This is a genomic window from Pseudomonas sp. TE6288, from assembly GCF_054062095.1.
The window spans coordinates 1-18,202 of record NZ_JBSSEW010000009.1; the positions used below are offsets into that span (position 1 = coordinate 1).

17 protein-coding genes and 1 pseudogene are annotated in these 18,202 nt (G+C 65.7%); 8 read left to right on the plus strand and 10 right to left on the minus strand.

Annotated features, from left to right (window positions below; all coding sequences use genetic code 11):
• Positions 1-114 precede the first annotated feature (114 nt).
• The 3 genes and pseudogenes from ACVWY1_RS10820 to ACVWY1_RS10830 all read right to left on the minus strand — a co-directional run bounded on the left by ACVWY1_RS10820 (position 115) and on the right by ACVWY1_RS10830 (position 3,691).
• Positions 115-882, minus strand: a complete 768-nt coding sequence (locus ACVWY1_RS10820) for a methyl-accepting chemotaxis protein (RefSeq protein ID WP_373682083.1) — start codon at positions 880-882, stop codon at positions 115-117.
• 165 nt (positions 883-1,047) lie between these two features.
• Positions 1,048-1,827 (minus strand): annotated as a pseudogene (locus ACVWY1_RS10825) (methyl-accepting chemotaxis protein); the annotation flags it as partial.
• 100 nt (positions 1,828-1,927) lie between these two features.
• Positions 1,928-3,691, minus strand: a complete 1,764-nt coding sequence (locus ACVWY1_RS10830; RefSeq protein ID WP_457378258.1) for an ABC transporter transmembrane domain-containing protein — start codon at positions 3,689-3,691, stop codon at positions 1,928-1,930.
• Between the two features lie 246 nt (positions 3,692-3,937).
• On the opposite strand from ACVWY1_RS10830, the gene ACVWY1_RS10835 reads away from it, so the two are divergent.
• Entirely contained in the window at positions 3,938-4,108 is a 171-nt protein-coding gene (locus tag ACVWY1_RS10835; protein WP_173862435.1) for a PA1571 family protein, read from the plus strand.
• Positions 4,109-4,161: 53 nt separating this feature from the next.
• Here the strand turns inward: ACVWY1_RS10835 and pdxB are convergent, their stop codons facing one another.
• From pdxB to rlmM, 3 genes are all read right to left on the minus strand, one after another.
• Positions 4,162-5,304, minus strand: coding sequence for a 4-phosphoerythronate dehydrogenase PdxB (gene pdxB / locus ACVWY1_RS10840; protein WP_457378259.1), 1,143 nt, complete (start codon positions 5,302-5,304; stop codon positions 4,162-4,164).
• Positions 5,305-5,351: 47 nt separating this feature from the next.
• Positions 5,352-5,594: a sulfurtransferase TusA gene (tusA, locus tag ACVWY1_RS10845; protein ID WP_139672427.1), complete on the minus strand. Its 243-nt coding sequence runs from the start codon at positions 5,592-5,594 to the stop codon at positions 5,352-5,354.
• A gap of 107 nt (positions 5,595-5,701) precedes the next feature.
• Positions 5,702-6,766 carry a 23S rRNA (cytidine(2498)-2'-O)-methyltransferase RlmM gene (rlmM, locus tag ACVWY1_RS10850; RefSeq protein ID WP_457378260.1) on the minus strand — a complete coding sequence of 355 codons (1,065 nt, stop codon included), beginning with the start codon at positions 6,764-6,766 and terminating at the stop codon, positions 5,702-5,704.
• 219 nt (positions 6,767-6,985) lie between these two features.
• On the opposite strand from rlmM, the gene acnA reads away from it, so the two are divergent.
• The 3 genes from acnA (at position 6,986) to ACVWY1_RS10865 (ending at position 12,399) form a co-directional block, all read left to right on the plus strand.
• Positions 6,986-9,727: an aconitate hydratase AcnA gene (gene acnA, locus ACVWY1_RS10855; protein ID WP_457378261.1), complete on the plus strand. Its 2,742-nt coding sequence runs from the start codon at positions 6,986-6,988 to the stop codon at positions 9,725-9,727.
• A gap of 129 nt (positions 9,728-9,856) precedes the next feature.
• A complete protein-coding gene (locus ACVWY1_RS10860) occupies positions 9,857-10,633 on the plus strand; it encodes a CPBP family intramembrane glutamic endopeptidase (RefSeq protein WP_139672436.1) in 777 nt (258 codons plus the stop codon).
• Positions 10,634-10,833: 200 nt separating this feature from the next.
• Complete coding sequence (locus ACVWY1_RS10865) at positions 10,834-12,399, plus strand: methyl-accepting chemotaxis protein (protein ID WP_457378262.1); 1,566 nt, start codon at positions 10,834-10,836, stop codon at positions 12,397-12,399.
• A 113-nt stretch (positions 12,400-12,512) separates the two neighbouring features.
• Here the strand turns inward: ACVWY1_RS10865 and ACVWY1_RS10870 are convergent, their stop codons facing one another.
• The 4 genes from ACVWY1_RS10870 to ACVWY1_RS10885 form a co-directional block, all read right to left on the minus strand.
• Positions 12,513-13,397 (minus strand): pseudouridine synthase, encoded by an 885-nt coding sequence (locus ACVWY1_RS10870; protein WP_457378301.1) that lies wholly within the window; start codon positions 13,395-13,397, stop codon positions 12,513-12,515.
• A gap of 50 nt (positions 13,398-13,447) precedes the next feature.
• On the minus strand, positions 13,448-13,756 hold the full coding sequence (locus ACVWY1_RS10875; protein ID WP_046856421.1) for a hypothetical protein: 309 nt from the start codon (positions 13,754-13,756) through the stop codon (positions 13,448-13,450).
• 67 nt (positions 13,757-13,823) lie between these two features.
• A complete protein-coding gene (locus ACVWY1_RS10880) occupies positions 13,824-14,060 on the minus strand; it encodes a glutaredoxin family protein (RefSeq protein WP_277503313.1) in 237 nt (78 codons plus the stop codon).
• 73 nt (positions 14,061-14,133) lie between these two features.
• Positions 14,134-15,342 (minus strand): ammonium transporter, encoded by a 1,209-nt coding sequence (locus ACVWY1_RS10885; RefSeq protein ID WP_430944398.1) that lies wholly within the window; start codon positions 15,340-15,342, stop codon positions 14,134-14,136.
• 302 nt (positions 15,343-15,644) lie between these two features.
• On the opposite strand from ACVWY1_RS10885, the gene ACVWY1_RS10890 reads away from it, so the two are divergent.
• From ACVWY1_RS10890 to ACVWY1_RS10905, 4 genes are all read left to right on the plus strand, one after another.
• Positions 15,645-15,956, plus strand: a complete 312-nt coding sequence (locus ACVWY1_RS10890; protein WP_023631678.1) for a DUF883 family protein — start codon at positions 15,645-15,647, stop codon at positions 15,954-15,956.
• A 9-nt stretch (positions 15,957-15,965) separates the two neighbouring features.
• Positions 15,966-16,340, plus strand: a complete 375-nt coding sequence (locus tag ACVWY1_RS10895; protein WP_102683128.1) for a phage holin family protein — start codon at positions 15,966-15,968, stop codon at positions 16,338-16,340.
• Positions 16,337-16,663, plus strand: a complete 327-nt coding sequence (locus ACVWY1_RS10900; RefSeq protein WP_102683127.1) for a hypothetical protein — start codon at positions 16,337-16,339, stop codon at positions 16,661-16,663. Before ACVWY1_RS10895 ends, ACVWY1_RS10900 begins: the two co-directional genes overlap by 4 nt.
• Positions 16,664-16,741: 78 nt before the next feature.
• Entirely contained in the window at positions 16,742-18,073 is a 1,332-nt protein-coding gene (locus ACVWY1_RS10905) for a deoxyguanosinetriphosphate triphosphohydrolase (RefSeq protein ID WP_102683164.1), read from the plus strand.
• Positions 18,074-18,202 lie beyond the last annotated feature (129 nt).

The following is an 18,202-nucleotide window of genomic DNA, read 5'->3' on the forward strand; positions in this document are numbered from 1 at the left end:
CCAGCGGGCGGCGCGGGCGCCCCCCGGGGGCCCCGGGGCCCCCGGGTCCGTTGGGTGTGGGGGGGGGGGGGGGGGGGGCGGGGGGGGGGGCCCCCCCCCCCCCCCGCACTACCGTCAGGCGGTCAGGCGGGAAGTCACTTCGCCCAACTGACCCGACAGTCCGTGCAGGCGCTGTCCGGCCTGTTCGGTGTGCTGCACCGCCTGCTGGTTGGCGGTGGCGATGCGGGTGATCTCGACCAGGTTGCGCGAGATGTCCTCGGCGACGCTGGTCTGCTCCTCCGCGGCGGTGGCGATCTGGCGGTTCATATCGCGGATCGCCTCCACCGCCGTGGTGATGCGCTGCAGCATCTGCCCGGCCTGCTGCACCTGTTCGGCGCCCTCCTCGCTGCGCTGCTGGCCACTCTCGATGGCCTTGACCGCCTCCACCGCGCCCGACTGCACCGCCTCGATGATCTGGTGGATCTCGGCGATCGATGCCGCGGTGCGCTGGGCCAGGCTGCGCACCTCATCGGCCACCACCGCGAAACCCCGTCCGGCCTCGCCGGCACGGGCGGCTTCGATGGCGGCGTTGAGCGCCAGCAGGTTGGTCTGTTCGGCGATGCCGCGAATCACTTCAAGCACCTTGCCGATGCGCGTGCTGTCGTTTTCCAGGTGGCGAATCACCGCTGCGGTGCCGGCGATCTCGCGGTTGACCACGGCAATGGTGTCGATGGTGCGCTGCATGACCTGCTCGCCCGCCTGGGCGCTGTGGTCGGCCTCGTCCGCCGCGCGGGCGGCATCGGCGGCATGGCGGGCCACTTCCTGGGCGGTGGCGGACATCTCGTGCATGGCCGTGGCGACCTGGTCGGTACGCAGGAATTGATCATGGGTGCCGTGGGCCATGTCGCCGGCGATACGGCTGAGCTGGCCGCTGGCGCTCTCCAGCTCTTCGGCGTTGTCCTTGAGCCGGCCAACGGTGTCGGCAAGAAAATCGCGCAGGGTGTTGGCGGCCAGCGCCAGGCGTCCGAGTTCATCCTCGCGGCGGCTGTCGACCCTGGCGGCGAAACGCCCCTGGCTGAGCTGGGCGACGTAGTCGATCAACTGGCGAATCGGCTCGACCAGGCTGCGGTTGACCAGCCATAGGCTGAACAGCCCGACCAGCACGGCCGAGGCCAGCATCACCAGCACGCCCAACCACACCGTGCGCTCGGCGCTGGCGCTGATGGCGTCGGCACGCCCGTGGGCATCGGCGCGCAGTTGCTCCACCAGTGCACTCATCTGGTCGCTGGTGGCGCGGTCCACGCCCTTGACCGCCAGGTCGCCGGCCACCGGGTCGCCACCGGCGGCCAGGAATGCCTGGCGCCCTTGCTCGTAGGCCGAACCCAGCTGGCGGTGGCTGGCCTTGAGCTGCTCCAGACGCGATTTGAGCGCCGGGTCGCTGCTGTCGATCAATTGCCCCAGCAATTGCTGCACCTGCTGCTCGCGGGCCTGGAACTGCTGCCAGTACTTGTCCAGCTCCGCGGGTTGGCGACCACGCAGCAGCACGTTCTTCCACTCCTGCACCTGGATCTTGAACTGCAGGTTGGCTTCGTCGATCAGCTGCGAGGCACGCAAGGGTCCGTCCACCAACTCGGCGTAGCCGCGCACACTGGACGACAGGAACTGGAAGCACACCAGGGCGATCAACAGGATCGCCAACAGGCTGCCACCGAGCAGGGAGAGAATTTGCACTCTGAGGGTTTTACGCAAGATTGCGGATCTCGGAACAAGGAAGAGGGAAACGGCGCACGCCGGCACCGCCGACAGAGGCGTCCTTGTCCTCGTTCGCTGCCCCATCAACGCCGCCATCGGGCGATGGCAACCAGGGCAAGCACCTGCGCAACAGCCGAGGCAGATAGTCTCAGGCAATTGCTACAGAATTGTTACAAAACAGCGACAGCAAAGACGCTCAACCCGAGTTGAATTGCAGTGCTGCCAGGCGGGCGTAGAGTGGGCTTTGCTCGATCAATTGTCGATGGGTCCCGACTGCCGCCAGTCGGCCTTTGTCGATCACCGCGATACGGTCGGCATGCTGCACCGTCGCCAGGCGGTGGGCGATGACCAGCGTGGTGCGCCCGGCCATCAGTTCTGGCAATGCCTGCTGGATCAGATACTCGCTTTGCGCGTCCAACGCGCTGGTGGCTTCGTCCAGCAGCAGGATCGGCGCATCCACCAACAGCGCCCGGGCAATCGCCAGGCGCTGACGCTGGCCACCGGACAAGCCCACGCCCCCTTCGCCCAAGGGTGTCTGGTAGCCCTGAGGCAGCTGGATGATGAACTCATGGGCATGGGCACCGCGCGCCGCCGCCTCGACCTCGGCCAGGCTGGCCTCGGGCCGGCCATAACGGATGTTGGCCTCGACCGTGCCGCGAAACAGCGCCGGTTGCTGGGCCACAAGGGCAAACTGGCGGCGCAGGTCGGCAGGCGCCAGACCGGTTATCGGCTGGCCATCGAGTAGAATCGCGCCACCTTGCGGATCGTAGAACCGCAGCAGCAGGTCGAACAAGGTCGATTTGCCGGCCCCCGACGGCCCAACCAACGCCACGGTCTCGCCGGGACGGACATGCAGGCTCAGGCCGTCGACGGCCGCCACCGCGGGCCGTGACGGGTAGGCGAAGCGCACCTCGCGCAGTTCGATGTCGCCACTGGCGCGCCCGTGCGCCAATCCCGCCGGCTGTGACGGCGCCAGGATCGCCGTCTGCGCCGCCAGCAGCTCGGCGATGCGCTCGGCGGCACCGGCGGCCCGTTGCAATTCGCCAATCACCTCGCTCAGGGTGCCAAAGGCGCTGCCGACGATCAGGCTGTAGAACACGAACGCGGCGAGCTCGCCGCCGGAGATACGCCCGGCGATCACATCCATGCCGCCGACCCAGAGCATCACCCCCACTGCGCCAAGCACCAGCACGATCACCAGGGTGATCAGCCAGGCGCGCTGGGCGATGCGACGGCGCGCCACATCGAACGCCGCCTCCACGGTGTCGCCGAACAGTGCCTGGTCGCGCGCCTGGTGGTTGTAGGCCTGCACCGTCTTGATCTGGCCAAGGGTCTCGGCGACATAGCTGCCGACATCGGCCACCCGGTCCTGGCTCTGCCGCGACAGGCTGCGTACGCGCCGGCCAAACAGCAGGATCGGCGCCAGCACCAGGGGCAGGGCCAGCACCACGATGCTGGTCAGCTTGGGGTTGGTGACGAACAGCAGGATCACCCCGCCGACCACCATCAGCGCATTGCGCAGGAACATCGACAGCGACGAGCCGATCACCGACTGCAGCAAGGTGGTGTCGGCGGTCAGCCGCGACTGGATCTCCGAACTGCGGTTGTCCTCGAAAAAACCCGGGTGCAGGCCGACCAGGTGGTCGAACACCGCCCGGCGGATATCGGCCACGCAGCGCTCGCCGATCCACGACACCAGGTAGAAGCGGGCGAACGTCCCCACCGCCAGGGCCAGCACCAGCAGCAGGAACAGGCCAATGGTCTGGTTGAGCTGGTGCGCCGAGCCGGTCATGAAGCCCTGATCGACCAGCAGGCGGATCCCCTGCCCCATGGACAGGGTGATGGCGGCAGTGACCACCAGCGCCAGCAAGGCCAGCAGCGCCTGGCGGCGATAGGGTCGCACGAACTGCCAGCCCAGGTGCAGGGCGCGGCGTTGGCGGGGAGAGATCGGATCGGACATGGCAAAGGTCGTTCCACAGGGGATTGGTAGCAGACTACCACTCGTCGGCGCTATGCAACGCCTGGGAATGCGAGGTCGTCCCATGCCCGGACGGAGCGACAGTGGCTATGCCCATTCGTTCTAAAGTGTGACTGGAGCTTTGCCGCGCTTTCTGGTGGACTGATCCAGCATGAAGCCGAAAAGCTGTCACAGACCAGTCACGGCGAAGCGATACCTTGAGCTTGAACCTGAAAGAGGAGACAGGACATGAGCTTGCAGCACACCGATACGCCCAAGACCCAGCCCCCTGCGCAACATCAGGTCTGCGGCTCGATCATCGATGCCCAGGGCCGCGAGGTACCCATCACCGAGCAGATGATCCAGAAGGCCTGCAAGGACCTGGAAGCCAGCCGGGCCGAGAAAACCCGCAAGACCTGACCCCTGAATTGCGTGCAACCCGGCGCTTGCGCCGGGTTTTTAGTGGCCGAGCCTCAGGCCAGCACCGCCCCCAGCGCACTGACCAGTTGCGCCAGCTGCGGCGCCTCCCCACGTACACCCACCGCCAGCCCCTCGATCTCACGCCTTACCGGGTAGTGTTTGCGCAGCAGGTCGAACGCCGCACGCTGTTCGAGCGGATCTTCGCTCAGGCTGCGACGGAAATCGGCATCGTCACGACGTGGGTCGTAGACCGCCCGGCACAGGGTGGCCAATGCCCAAGCCGAATCCGCGCTCGCGTCAAACTCGATCCGCGCAAGGCCCGGCGCCGGCAGCAGGTCGGCAAGGCGCACCTGCTCGGGCTCCCCGCGCCAGCGGCAGAAGGCCTGGTAAATCTGCGCCGTGCCCCGCTGCTTGCCGTCCAGGCTGTAGCCGGCGATGTGCGGCGTGGCCAGGGTGCACAGGTCAGCCAGTTGCAGGTCCACCTGCGGCTCTCCCTCCCACACATCAAGCACCGCGTGCAGATCCTCGCGATCCAGCAGCAGTTCGCGCAGGGCCGCGTTGTCCACCACAGGCCCACGGCTGGCGTTGATCAGCCAGGCGCCTGCGCGCAAGCGGGCCAGGCGCGACTTGTCGAGCAGGTGCCAGGTCGGGTGCTCGCCGCCACGCTGCAGCGGCGTGTGCAGGCTGATCACATCACACTGCGCGAGGACACTATCGAGATCGACAAAATCGCCGGTCTCGCTGGCCTGGCGCACCGGGTCGCACACCAGCACCTTCCAACCAAGGCCGCGCAGCACCCGCACCAGCCGCCCGCCGACCTCACCCGCGCCGACCACGCCATAGACGCGCTTGCCCAGGTCGGCACCCTCGAGTTCGGCCAGGGTCAGCAGGCTGCCCAGCACGTAGTCCACCACGCCACGGGCATTGCAGCCCGGCGCGCTGCTCCAGTGGATACCGGCTTGGGCGAAATGCTCGAGGTCGAGATGATCGGTGCCGATGGTGCAGGTGCCGACGAAGCCCACCCGACTGCCCTCAAGCAGTTGCCGATCGACGCGAGTCACCGAGCGTACCAGCAGCACGTCGGCGTCCTTGACGCAGTCGGCGTCGATGGCCCGGCCGGGATAACGGCGAATTTCACCGAAACCGGCAAAGAAGGCATCGAGCAGCGGGATATTCTCGTCGGCAACTATCAGCATGGCGCTCTCCTGTCAGGGGAGCGCAGTGTAGCGCGATCGCGGCAGGCTCAGTCGGCCTTCTTGCGGATCCAGTACAGGTAGGTTCCGGCGTCTTCTTGCTGGCCGAGCAGCTCGTGGCCGAGGAAGATGCAGAACTTGGGGATGTCGCGGCGGGTCGACGGGTCGGTGGCGATGACCTTGAGCACGCCGCCGGATACCAGCTCGCGCACATGCTTGTGCAGCATCATCACCGGCTCCGGGCAGTTCAGGCCGGTGGCGTCGAGGATCGCGTCGTGGGTGAAATCGGTCATGAAAGGCTCCGCAAAATGCTCGTCATTGTGGCGTATCGGCCGAGGGGCGCCAAGCCCACTCCCACAAGGGCCGGGTACCGTGGGAACGGGCTTGCCCCGCGATGGGCTCAGCGCGGCTTCAGGTCCAGCCGGCGCAGATGGCAGGTGACTTCCTCACGGTCGTGATACAGCTGCTTGCAGGCGATCGAGACCTTCACCTTGCGTGCCTTGAACCCAGCCTCAATGCGGTCCAGCAGCTTGCGAACCTCGGCGTGGCGTTGCTTCATCGGCAGCTTCAGGTTGACCACCGCCTCGCGGCACAAGCCCTCGCCCAGCCAAGTCTCGATCAGCGAAGCGGTACGCGCCGGCTTCTCGACGATATCGCAGACCATCCAGTCCACCGTCTGCTTCGGCTGCCAGGTGAAACCGTCGGCCATCAGATGGGTGACCAGGCCGGTATCCATGAGGCTCTCGGCCATCGGTCCGTTGTCGATGGCGGTCACCAGCATGCCACGCTTGACCAGCTGGTAGGTCCAGCCTCCGGGCGAGGCGCCCAGGTCGACACCCGTCATGTCATCGTTCAGGCGCGCGTCCCATTGCTCGCGCGGGATGAACTGGTGCCAGGCTTCCTCCAGCTTGAGGGTCGATCGGCTCGGGGCCTCGCGGGGGAACTTCAGCCGTGGGATGCCCATCGGCCACAGCGCCGAGTTGTCGGCCTCGGCCAGGCCGAGGAACACCCGGCGGCCGCTGATGAAGGTCAGCAGCAGGCGCGGACGGCGGGCGTCATCGACCAGGCGGCCGGCCTTCTCCAGGGCCTTGCGCAGCGGCACTTCGAACTTGCGGCAGAAGGTCGACAGCTCCTTGCCCTCGTTGCTGTCGAGCACCTCCAGCCACAGGCTGCCGCACACCGGCAGTCCGGCCAGGTGCTCGAGCAGCACGCTGATACGGTCGGTCTCTGGCAACTCGACGTACATACCGCGGGCCCACTGGCGCGGGAAGATCAGCTGCGAGAAGCGCAGCGCCTGCATCATGCGTTCGGCGCCACCGGGCTCGGTGCAGACGAACTCGGCGCAGGCACTCTGCGGCTTGCCCTTGGCATAGCCGGGCACGCCCAAATGGGCGGCGTGTTCGCTGCTTTCGGCGCAGACCTCGCCCTCGAAGCCGGGCCGGCAATGCATGAACAGGGTATTCATTTCTCACTCCACATCACTGGCGCAGACGGCGCCAGGGCGGCGAATGATAAAGGAAGTCGGGAACCAGCGACACGCCCCATCGGTCCAGAAAAGGGTCGGGGCCGGCAAACCGGTCTAACCTGACTGTTCAGCCAGGTCCGTGCCGTGCGGACCGGTCCAGAGCGGTGATACCGGCGAGCGACCCGCAGTCGCCGGGCACCGGAGCACAAGGAGTTGTAAATGCCCTCGCTCGATAGCCTGAAAACCCTCAAGACCCTCCAGGTGGCCGACCGCGCCTACCACTATTTCAGCTTGCCCGACGCCGCCCGCCAGCTCGGCGACCTGCAGCGCCTGCCCATGTCGCTCAAGGTACTGCTGGAGAACCTGCTGCGCTGGGAAGACGGCAAGACCGTTACCGGTGACGACCTGCGCGCCCTCGCCGCCTGGCTGCAGGAGCGTCGCTCCGACCGCGAGATCCAGTACCGCCCCGCGCGGGTGCTGATGCAGGACTTCACCGGCGTGCCGGCGGTGGTCGACCTGGCCGCCATGCGCGCGGCCATGGCCAAGGCCGGCGGCGACCCGCAGCGGATCAACCCGTTGTCGCCGGTGGACCTGGTGATCGACCACTCGGTGATGGTCGACCGTTATGCCACCCCGGCCGCATTCGCCCAGAACGTCGACATCGAGATGCAGCGCAACGGCGAACGCTACGCCTTCCTGCGCTGGGGCCAGAGCGCCTTCGACAACTTCCGCGTGGTGCCGCCGGGCACCGGCATCTGCCACCAGGTCAACCTCGAGTACCTGGGCCGCACGGTATGGACCCGCGAAGAGGACGGCCGTACCTATGCCTTCCCCGACACCCTGGTCGGCACCGACTCGCACACCACCATGATCAACGGCCTGGGCGTGCTCGGCTGGGGCGTGGGCGGCATCGAGGCCGAGGCAGCCATGCTCGGCCAGCCGGTATCGATGCTGATCCCCGAGGTGATCGGTTTCAAGCTCACCGGCAAGCTGCGCGAGGGCATCACCGCTACCGACCTGGTCCTGACAGTCACGCAGATGCTGCGCAAGAAGGGCGTGGTGGGCAAGTTCGTCGAGTTCTATGGCGACGGCCTGGCCGACCTGCCGCTGGCCGATCGCGCCACCATCGCCAACATGGCCCCCGAGTATGGCGCCACCTGTGGTTTCTTCCCGGTCGACCAGGTGACCCTCGACTACCTGCGCCTGTCCGGCCGCCCCGAGGAGACCGTGCAACTGGTCGAGGCCTACTGCAGGGCCCAGGGCCTGTGGCGCCTGCCCGGCCAGGAGCCGTTGTTCAGCGACACCCTGGCGTTGGACATGAACGATGTGGAAGCCAGCCTGGCCGGGCCCAAGCGCCCGCAGGACCGCGTCGCCCTGGGCCAGGTGCGCCAGGCCTTCGACCACTTCATCGAGTTGCAGCCCAAACCACTGGCCAAGGAAGTCGGCCGCCTGGAAAGCGAAGGCGGCGGTGGCGTGGCGGTGGGCAATGCCGACCAGGCTGGCGAGATCGACTACACCCACGAAAACCAGACCCACACCCTGCGCGACGGCGCGGTGGTGATCGCCGCCATCACATCCTGCACCAACACCTCCAACCCCAGCGTGATGATGGCCGCCGGGCTGGTGGCGAAGAAAGCCGTGGAGAAAGGCCTGCAACGCAAGCCCTGGGTGAAGAGTTCGCTCGCCCCCGGCTCCAAGGTTGTCACCGACTACTACAAGGCCGCGGGCCTGACACAATACCTCGACCAGCTCGGTTTCGACCTGGTCGGTTATGGCTGCACCACCTGCATCGGCAACTCGGGCCCTCTGGACGAGGCCATCGAGCAAGCCATCGGCAGCGCCGACCTCACCGTCGCCTCGGTGCTATCGGGCAACCGCAACTTCGAAGGCCGGGTACACCCGCTGGTCAAGACCAACTGGCTGGCTTCGCCGCCGCTCGTGGTGGCCTATGCTCTGGCCGGAAGCGTGCGCATCGACCTCAGCCAGGAGCCGCTCGGCACCGGCAAGGACGGCAAGCCTGTCTACCTGCGCGACATCTGGCCAAGCCAGCAGGAGATCGCCGAGGCGGTCAGCAATGTCGACACCCGCATGTTCCACAAGGAATACGCCGAGGTGTTCGCCGGCGATGCCCAGTGGCAGGCGATCGAAGTGCCACAGGCCGCGACCTATGTCTGGCAGGCCGATTCCACCTATATCCAGCACCCGCCCTTCTTCGATGACATCGGCGGCCCACTGCCGGAGATCGGTGATGTGCGCAACGCACGCATCCTCGCCCTGCTCGGCGACTCGGTAACCACTGACCACATTTCCCCGGCCGGCAACATCAAGGCCGACAGCCCGGCCGGCCGCTACCTGCGCGGCAAGGGCGTGGAACCGCGCGACTTCAACTCCTACGGCTCACGGCGCGGCAACCACGAAGTGATGATGCGCGGCACCTTCGCCAACATCCGCATCCGCAACGAAATGCTCGGTGGCGAGGAAGGCGGCAACACCCTGTACGTGCCCAGCGGTGAAAAGCTGTCGATCTACGATGCCGCCATGCGTTACCAGCAGGATGGCACGCCGCTGGTGGTGATCGCCGGGCAGGAATACGGCACCGGCTCCAGCCGCGACTGGGCGGCCAAGGGCACCAACCTGCTGGGGGTCAAGGCGGTGCTGGCGGAGAGTTTCGAACGCATCCACCGCTCCAACCTGGTGGGTATGGGCGTGCTGCCACTGCAGTTCAAGGCAGGGGACGACCGCAAGCGCCTGGGGCTGACCGGCAGCGAGCGCATCGATGTGCTGGGGCTGACTGATGCGCAGATCCGCCCGGGCATGAGCCTGCCGCTGCGCATCACTCGCGAAGACGGGCGCCAGGAGCAGATCGAGGTCCTGTGTCGGATCGACACTCTCAATGAGGTGGAGTACTTCAAGTCGGGGGGGATCCTGCATTATGTGCTGCGGCAATTGATCGCAGGATAAGGCCCCTTCGCGGGGCAAGCCCGCTCCCACGCAATGTGGGGGCTTGCCCCGCGCGGGTGGTTTCAGGTGTCCTGAAGGCCAGACGAGGAGTCCTACCCTCCTCTGATTCACCGGCACTAAGGAAACACCATGCCTCTTCTCCACTGGATCGCCCTGCTCCTGCTTGCCCTCGGCTATGCGATCGCCCTGACCTACGGCAGCCTCGGCCTCGCCGCCCTGCCCGCCTTGCTCGCGCTGCTGTGCAGTGCCCTGCTCGTCCGCCGTCCGGTGCGCTGGCAACAAAGCCTCGGCCATCTGCTGTTCATCCTCCTGGGCATCGCCCTGGCGCTGCACTGGCTGCCCGGTTTCCATGGCGCTCGCGTCATCGACAAGGCCGTCCTCAGCGAAGGCGCGGTACCCTTCTCCATGTACCTGAACCTGGACAAGCCGCTGATCGGCCTGTGGCTGCTGCTGGCCTGCCCTTGGCTGGTAATGCTGCGCGGTCGCGGCCTGGCCATGAGCCTGGCGCTGATCCTTCCCCTTACCCTGCTCGCCTGTCTGGGTGGTGCCTCGGCCCTGGGCCTGGTGGCCTGGGCACCGAAATGGCCGGACCAGGCCTGGCTGTGGCTGGCCAACAACCTGCTGCTGGTGAGCCTGACCGAGGAACTGCTGTTCCGTGGCTACATCCAGGGCGGCCTGCAACGTCTGTTCAAACATGAGGGGCTGGCGCTGCTGGTGGCCGCCCTGTTGTTCGGCCTCGCGCACCTGGCCGGCGGCTGGCAGTGGTTCTACCTGGCCACCCTGGCCGGGGTGGGGTATGGTCTGGCCTATCGCCATGGCGGGCTGGCAGCGGCGGTGCTGTGCCACACCTGCGTCAACCTGGCGCACTTCGCCCTGTTCAGCTACCCGATGCTGGCCCCGAGCTGAACAATCGGTCATGATCAGACCTAAACGTCATCATTTATAAAGAAAACTGCAATATTGAAGGCAATGGCTGCGATCAGGTCGGCTGCGATAGCTCAACCACACTGATGGCACCTTGCCCCAGATCAAGGCAGTCAAATATTCATTCAATAAAACCAGAGGCTTGCCGATACCCGTCGAAAGCCTTGCGGATTGAACAGCCAATGCGTAACAACCAGCCGATTACCCAGAGAGAACGGACTTTCCCTGCCCAGCAGCGGTTGATCTCCACCACCAACGCCAAAGGCGTGATCACTTACTGCAACGATGCCTTCATCGAGATCAGCGGATTCTCCCGCGATGACCTGATGGGCGCACCGCACAACCTGGTGCGTCACCCCGACGTCCCGTCAGCCGTATTCGCCCATATGTGGCAGACCCTCAAGCAGGGCCTGCCGTGGATGGGTATCGTCAAGAACCGCTGCAAGTCGGGCGACCACTACTGGGTCAATGCCTACGTCACACCGATCTTCGACAACAACCAGGTGGTCGGCTACGAGTCGGTGCGGGTCAAGCCCACCGCCGAGCAGATCCGCCGCGCCGAGGCGCTGTACCAGCGCATCAACCAGGGCAAGTCGGCCATCCCGAAACGTGACAAGTGGCTGCCGGTGCTGCAGGACTGGTTGCCGTTCATCCTGATCAGCCAGGTCGGTTTCCTGATCGGCAACTGGCTGGGCCACTCCTGGGGCTTCGCCTTGGCCGCCGGCCTGTCGGTGCCGCTGGGCCTGCTCGGCCTGAGCTGGCAGCAACGCGGCCTCAAGCGCCTGCTGCGCCTGGCAGAACAGACCACCTCCGACCCGCTGATCGCACAGATGTACACCGACAGCCGCGGCGTTCAGGCACGCCTGGAAATGGCCATGCTCAGCCAGGACGCACGGATGAAGACCTGCCTGACCCGCCTGCAGGACAGCGCCGAGCAGCTCAGCGACCAGGCCCGCCAGTCCGACACCCTCGCCCACCAGAGTTCCTCGGGCCTGGAGCGCCAGCGCGTGGAGACCGAGCAGGTGGCCGCCGCCGTCAACCAGATGGCCGCCACCACCCAGGAAGTGGCCAACCATGTTCAGCGCACCGCCGACGCGACGCAGGAGGCCAATCGCCTGACCAGCCAGGGCCGCAATATTGCCGGCGAAACCCGTGACGCCATCGAACGGCTGTCGGCTGCCGTGGGCGAAACCGGGCTGACCGTCACCCAGCTGGCCAAGGACAGCGACGAGATTGGCGGCGTGGTAGATGTGATCAAGGGCATCGCCGACCAGACCAACCTGCTGGCGCTCAACGCTGCCATCGAAGCGGCCCGCGCCGGGGAGATGGGTCGCGGCTTCGCCGTGGTGGCCGATGAGGTCCGCCAACTGGCCCAGCGAACCGCTGAGTCCACCGGGCAGATCCACACCCTGATCGCCAAGCTGCAACAGACCGCCAACAACGCGGTGCAGACCATGGAATCCGGCCATCGCCAGGCCCAGGAAGGCGTCGAGCGGGTCATGCAGGCCGACCAGGCATTGGTGGGCATCAGCGATGCCGTGGCCAATATCACCGACATGGCGACACAGATCGCCGCGGCCACCGAAGAGCAGAGCGCGGTGGCCGAGGAGATTAGTCGCAACATCAGCACCATCGCCGACCTCGCCGACCAGACCGCCGGCCAGGCCCAGCGCTCGGCGCTGCTCAGCGAAGAGCTGACCAGCACTGCGGGGACCCAGTACTCGCTGGTGGAGCGTTTCAACCGCTGATGACAAAAGGCGCCGCTTAAGCGGCGCATCGCCGGCAAGCCGGCTCCCACACTGACCGCGCCGCCCTCAGGCCAAGCGCCATTTCTGTGGTAGCCAACTTGCCGGCGATGCTTTTACCAGTCGAGCGCCAGCCGGCTCTCGAAGTAACGAACCTCACCCGTCAACGGATCCTCGAAACGCAGGCTATGGGCCAGCAGCTTGAGTGGCCGTGCGTAATCATCCTGCTCGTTTACCAGCTGCGGATAGAACGGATCGTTGCAGATCCCCGCCCCGAGCGCCGCCATGTGCACACGCAACTGGTGAGTCTTGCCGGTGACCGGTGAAAGGCCGTAGCGCCACAGTTCGCCCTGCTTTTCCAGTACGCAGGCATGGGTTTCACTGTTGTCGCCCCCTTCGACCTCATGCATGCGGAAGAACGGTTCGCCATGCACCAGGCGGCTGCGATGCACCAGCGGGTAGTCATGCTGCGGCATCGCCGCGGCAATGGCCTGGTAGTGCTTGTCGATACGCCGCTCGGGAAAAAGGCGCTGATAGGCGCCACGGCTCTGAGGGTTGGCAGAGAACAGCACCAGCCCAGCCGTGTGTCGGTCAATGCGATGCAGCGGAACCAGATGCGGGTTGTCCAGGCGCCGGATCAGCCGGCGCAGCAGCGTCTGCTCGACATACTCGCCGGTGGGCGTCACAGGCAGGAAATGCGGCTTGTCCGCTACCACCAGGTGCTCATCCACATGCAGGATTTCTTCCTGCACCGGGATCACCCTTTCATTGGGTACTTCACGGAAATAGTGCAGGCGCATGCCCCGACGATAGCGGGTGTCCGCTGCAATCGGCTGGCCCTCGGCATTCAATACCCGCCCTCGGGCGAAGCGGTCGAGCCATTGTTCGCGGCTGATGCCCTTGAAATGCTCGCACAGGCAGTCGAGCACGTTTGCCCAGGGCCCAGGCGGCAGGCATACAGTGCTGGCTTGCTGTTGGGCGGGGTCGAAAGGCGTGGTCATCATCGGGCTCGGTTCTGCGTGGGCGGACATTATCTCCTACCCCCCGCCCCTCAACCAGCCTCGCAGGCCGGCTCGCAGCGCGCCTTCAGCCAACGCAGTACCTGCACCGCGTCCCAGCGACCCGGATCGTAGAGGGCGTAGCTCAGCCCCTGGTAGCCCACGACATCCAGCGGGCGGTGGAAGCCGGCACGCTGGAACAGCGCCTCGATCTCGGCAAAGCAGGTGTTGAAATGGACCTTGCCGAACGGTGTGCGCTCGTCGGTGACGATGCCATCGAGGCGCAGTTCCAGCACCGCCTCGCACACACGCTCGGGCGCCATGTGATTGATGCTGTACTTGAGTTGCTCGACATTGAGCATGACCTACCTCGGGATACTGTATTTATATACAGAATACGAAGCGAAGCGGGTGCCGTCAATGCGCTACTCAGCCGAGGAAGGCCACTATCTGCTCGGCATCGAACGGCCAACCCAGCTCGGCACCGGTATCGCAACGGCGCAATACCGGAATGATCAGCCCGTAACGTTCGAACAGCACCTCACTGTCGGCGATATCGACCAGTTCGACCAGCAAGCCGTGCTCGACGAATGGCATCAGCAACGCTTCGGCCACTTCGCACAGATGGCACCCGAGGGTGCCGAACAATTGGGTTTCAGGCAGCATGCGTCTATCCGCAAAATCGCAGGAAGGGATGCTCATTCTAGGTCCGCCTGCGCCTGCGTGCACCTGACCTGCCTCAATCCTGGCTGGTGGCGCCGATGCGATGCACCGCCAGGTCCGCGCCCTGGAACTCCTGTTCATGGTTCAAGCGCAAACCATGCAGCACCTTGAGCAGACCATACACAGCAAAGCCGCCGATCAGTGCCACCAGCACACCCGCAAGGCTGCCCAGCAGTTGGCTGACCAGGCTGACACCGCCCAGCCCTCCCAGGGCCACCTGCCCGAACACGCCGCAGGCGATGCCGCCCCACACGCCGCACAGGCCATGCAGCGGCCATACCCCCAGCACGTCGTCGATCTTCCAGCGGTTCTGCGCGGCAGTGAAGCACCAGACGAACAGCCCGCCTGCCACCAGGCCGGTGGCCAGCGCCCCCACAGGGTGCATCAGGTCGGAACCTGCGCACACCGCCACCAGGCCGGCCAGCGGGCCGTTGTGCAGGAAACCGGGGTCGTTGCGCCCGGCCAGCAATGCCGCCAGGGTGCCCCCGACCATGGCCATCAGCGAATTGATCGCCACCAGCCCGCTCACCCCTTGCAGGGTCTGCGCGCTCATGACATTGAAGCCGAACCAGCCGATGATCAGGATCCACGACCCCAGCGCCAGGAACGGAATGCTCGAGGGGGCGAACGCCACCAGCCGGCCATCGCGATAACGGCCGCGGCGCGCCCCCAGCAGCAACACCGCCGCCAGCGCCAGCCAGCCCCCCATGGCGTGCACCACCACGGAGCCGGCAAAGTCGTGGAACGGCGCACCGAAGCGCGTTTGCAACCAGGCCTGCAAGCCGAAGTTGCCGTTCCACACGATGCCTTCGAAAAACGGATAGATGAACGCCACGATCAACGCCGTCGCGCACAGTTGCGGCGCAAAGCGCGCGCGTTCGGCGATGCCGCCGGAAATGATTGCCGGAATCGCCGCGGCGAAGGTCAGCAGGAAGAAGCACTTGACCAGCGCGTAGCCATGGTCGCTGGCCAGCGCCGCCGCCGGCTGCAAGAAGCTCACGCCATAGGCGATCCAGTAACCGACGAAGAAGTACACCAGCGCCGAGATGGCGAAGTCGCTGAGGATCTTCGACAGGGCGTTGACCTGATTCTTGTACCGCACTGTGCCGACTTCGAGAAAGGCGAACCCCGCATGCATGGCCAGGACCAGTATAGCGCCCATGAGGATGAACAAAGTGTTGGAGCCGTGGACCAGGGAGTCCATCGCGCTGTGCGTGTTTTCCATGTAATGGCAGACCTGCAAAAAGGCACCAGGACAGTTCAAGAACCGGCATCCATGCACCGCATCGGTGCCAGGCCGCTGCCCAATTTCGGTGAGCCGGGCGAGGCCTGCGTGGTTTTTTCTTGGGTTTGTCGTGGATTGGGTTAAGGTTTAGCGGTATCTGCAGCAAGGGCGCCTGATGTCGGCGCACGCCTCGGCGGACACGCACCGTTTTTTAGCAAGCGCTGTACCAACACATCCCGCTGAACCTTCCACGCCACCGCTTACTCGAAATACCACACACATCCACAGGGAGAGGCCCACCTATGGCCAGCAAATCGGCAAAGACTGCACAAGACATACTGATGGCTGACTTCCAGGCCCTGGTCCGCGACACCGAAAAACTGCTGGCCGACACGGCCAACCTGGCCGGCGACCAGGCCGATGAACTGCGCGAGCAGATCCACGATCGCCTGGTCCAGGCTCGTGAAACCCTGCAACTGACCCAGGACTCGGTGCGCGCCCGTGGCCAGGCGGCCCTGGGCAGCGCCGAGCAGTACGTGCAGGAGAACCCGTGGCAGGCCATCGGCATCGCCGCCGGCGTCGGCCTGCTGATCGGCCTGCTGGCCAAGCGCTGAGGAACCTTCATGGACAACGAAGCCATCGGCACGGGCGCCTCCGGCAGGCGCCTGGGCGCGGCCGTGCTGGGCTTGCTGCACAGCCATATCGAGCTGTTCGGTATCGAGTTGCAGGAGCAGAAGGCCCGCACCTTGAGCCTGCTGCTGTTCGCCGGCCTGGCGCTGGTGTTCGCCCTGCTGCTGCTGACCGCCCTGTCGGGGCTGGTGCTGGTGCTGCTGTGGGATAGCTACCGCCTGGCCGGGATTATCGGCCTGTGCGTGTTCTACGGGGTCGCCGCGCTGTACTGCGGCCTGCGCCTGAAGGCCGCGGTGTTCGACGAATCCTCGCCGTTCAATGCCACCCTCGAGGAGTTGGCCAAGGATCGGGAGCGCCTGCTGCCATGAGCCTGCCAGAACTACCCAACACCCGTAACCCACGGGAGCTGCGCAAGGCGCTGCTGCGCCTGCGCATGGAAATGCACCGCCAGGAAATCCGCCACGAATCCGGGCAGTTGCTCGAACCGGTCCGCCGCCTGCGCGGCATGGGCGGCTCGTTCGGTGAAGGCCTGGGGGTCAAGCACGGCTCGCTGTGGGGCATTGGCGCCGTGGTCGCCCTGGGCTTTCTCACCGGCAAGGGCGTGCGCAGCGGCAACCTGACGCGCCTGGTGCGCCTGGGCGCCAGCCTGGCCCCCTTGATCCGCCTGTTCCTCGGCAGCCGCCGCCGCTGAAGCCCGAGCGCGCCCGGCCCTTGCGCGGGCGCGCCGGACACAGGAAGCTATCCCGACTCGACGATGGGAGAAAACGCCTTGGACTGGCAAACCCTGCTGACCCGCGAACGACTGGGCAAGGCCCTCTACAGCCCCGAGGAGCTCGGGCGCAGCCCTTTCCACAAGGACCACGACCGCATCATCTTCTCCGGCGCCTTCCGCCGCCTGGGGCGCAAGACCCAGGTGCATCCGGTGTCCAGCAACGACCACATCCACACCCGCCTCACCCACTCCCTGGAAGTCAGCTGCGTCGGCCGCTCGCTGGGCATGCGTGTCGGCGAGACCCTGCGCGGCCAACTGCCGGACTGGTGCGAACCCAGCGACCTGGGAATGATCGTGCAGTCGGCCTGCCTGGCCCACGACATCGGCAACCCGCCGTTCGGCCACTCGGGCGAGGACGCCATTCGCCACTGGTTCCAACAGGCTGCCGGGCGTGGCTGGCTGGACGACATGAGCGACGAGCAGCGCGGCGACTTCCTCAATTTCGAAGGTAACGCCCAAGGGTTTCGTGTCCTCACGCAGCTCGAATACCACCAGTTCGATGGTGGCATGCGCCTGACCTACGCAACCCTCGGTGCCTACCTCAAGTACCCCTGGGCCGCGCGCCACGCCGATGCCCTGGGCTACAAGAAGCACAAGTTCGGCTGCTACCAGAGCGAACTGGGGCTGCTCGAGCAGATCGCCGGCAAGCTCGGCCTGCCCCAGCTCGAACACCAGCGCTGGGCGCGCCATCCCCTGGTGTACCTGATGGAGGCCGCGGACGACATCTGCTATGCCTTGATCGACCTCGAGGACGGCCTGGAGATGGACCTGCTGCAGTATGCCGAAGTCGAGGCGCTGCTGCTGGACCTGGTGGGTGACGACCTGCCGGAAACCTACCGCCTGCTGGGCGCGGGCGAGTCACGCCGGCGCAAGCTGGCGATCCTGCGCGGCAAGGCCATCGAGCACCTGACCAATGCCGCCGCCCAGGCCTTCGTCGAACAACAGCAGGCCCTGCTTGCCGGCCGCCTGGCCGGTGACCTGGTGGAGCACATGCACGGCCCGGCGCAACGCTGCGTGCTCCAGGCCAAGGACATGGCACGCAAGAAGATCTTCCAGGACAAGCGCAAGACCCTGCACGAGATCGGCGCCTACACGACCCTGGAGATCCTGCTCAACACCTTCTGTGGCGCGGCCCTGGAGCAGCACGGTGGGCGCACGCCATCGTTCAAGAGCCGGCGCGTGCTGGACCTGATCGGCAACAACGCCCCCGACCCGCATGGTTCGCTGCATGGCGCATTCCTGCGCATGATCGACTTCATTGCCGGCATGACCGACAGCTACGCCAGTGAAATGGCCCTGGAAATGACCGGGCGCTCCAGCCCGAAATAGAAAAAACGGGGTGGCAGACGAATGTTTGCCACCCATGTTTAATTTGTATGAAATTTCCTATGATATTTTTTTACAAATAAACTTGCCAGCTTCCCATCCCCGCAAAAGTTATCAACTCCTGATAAAAAC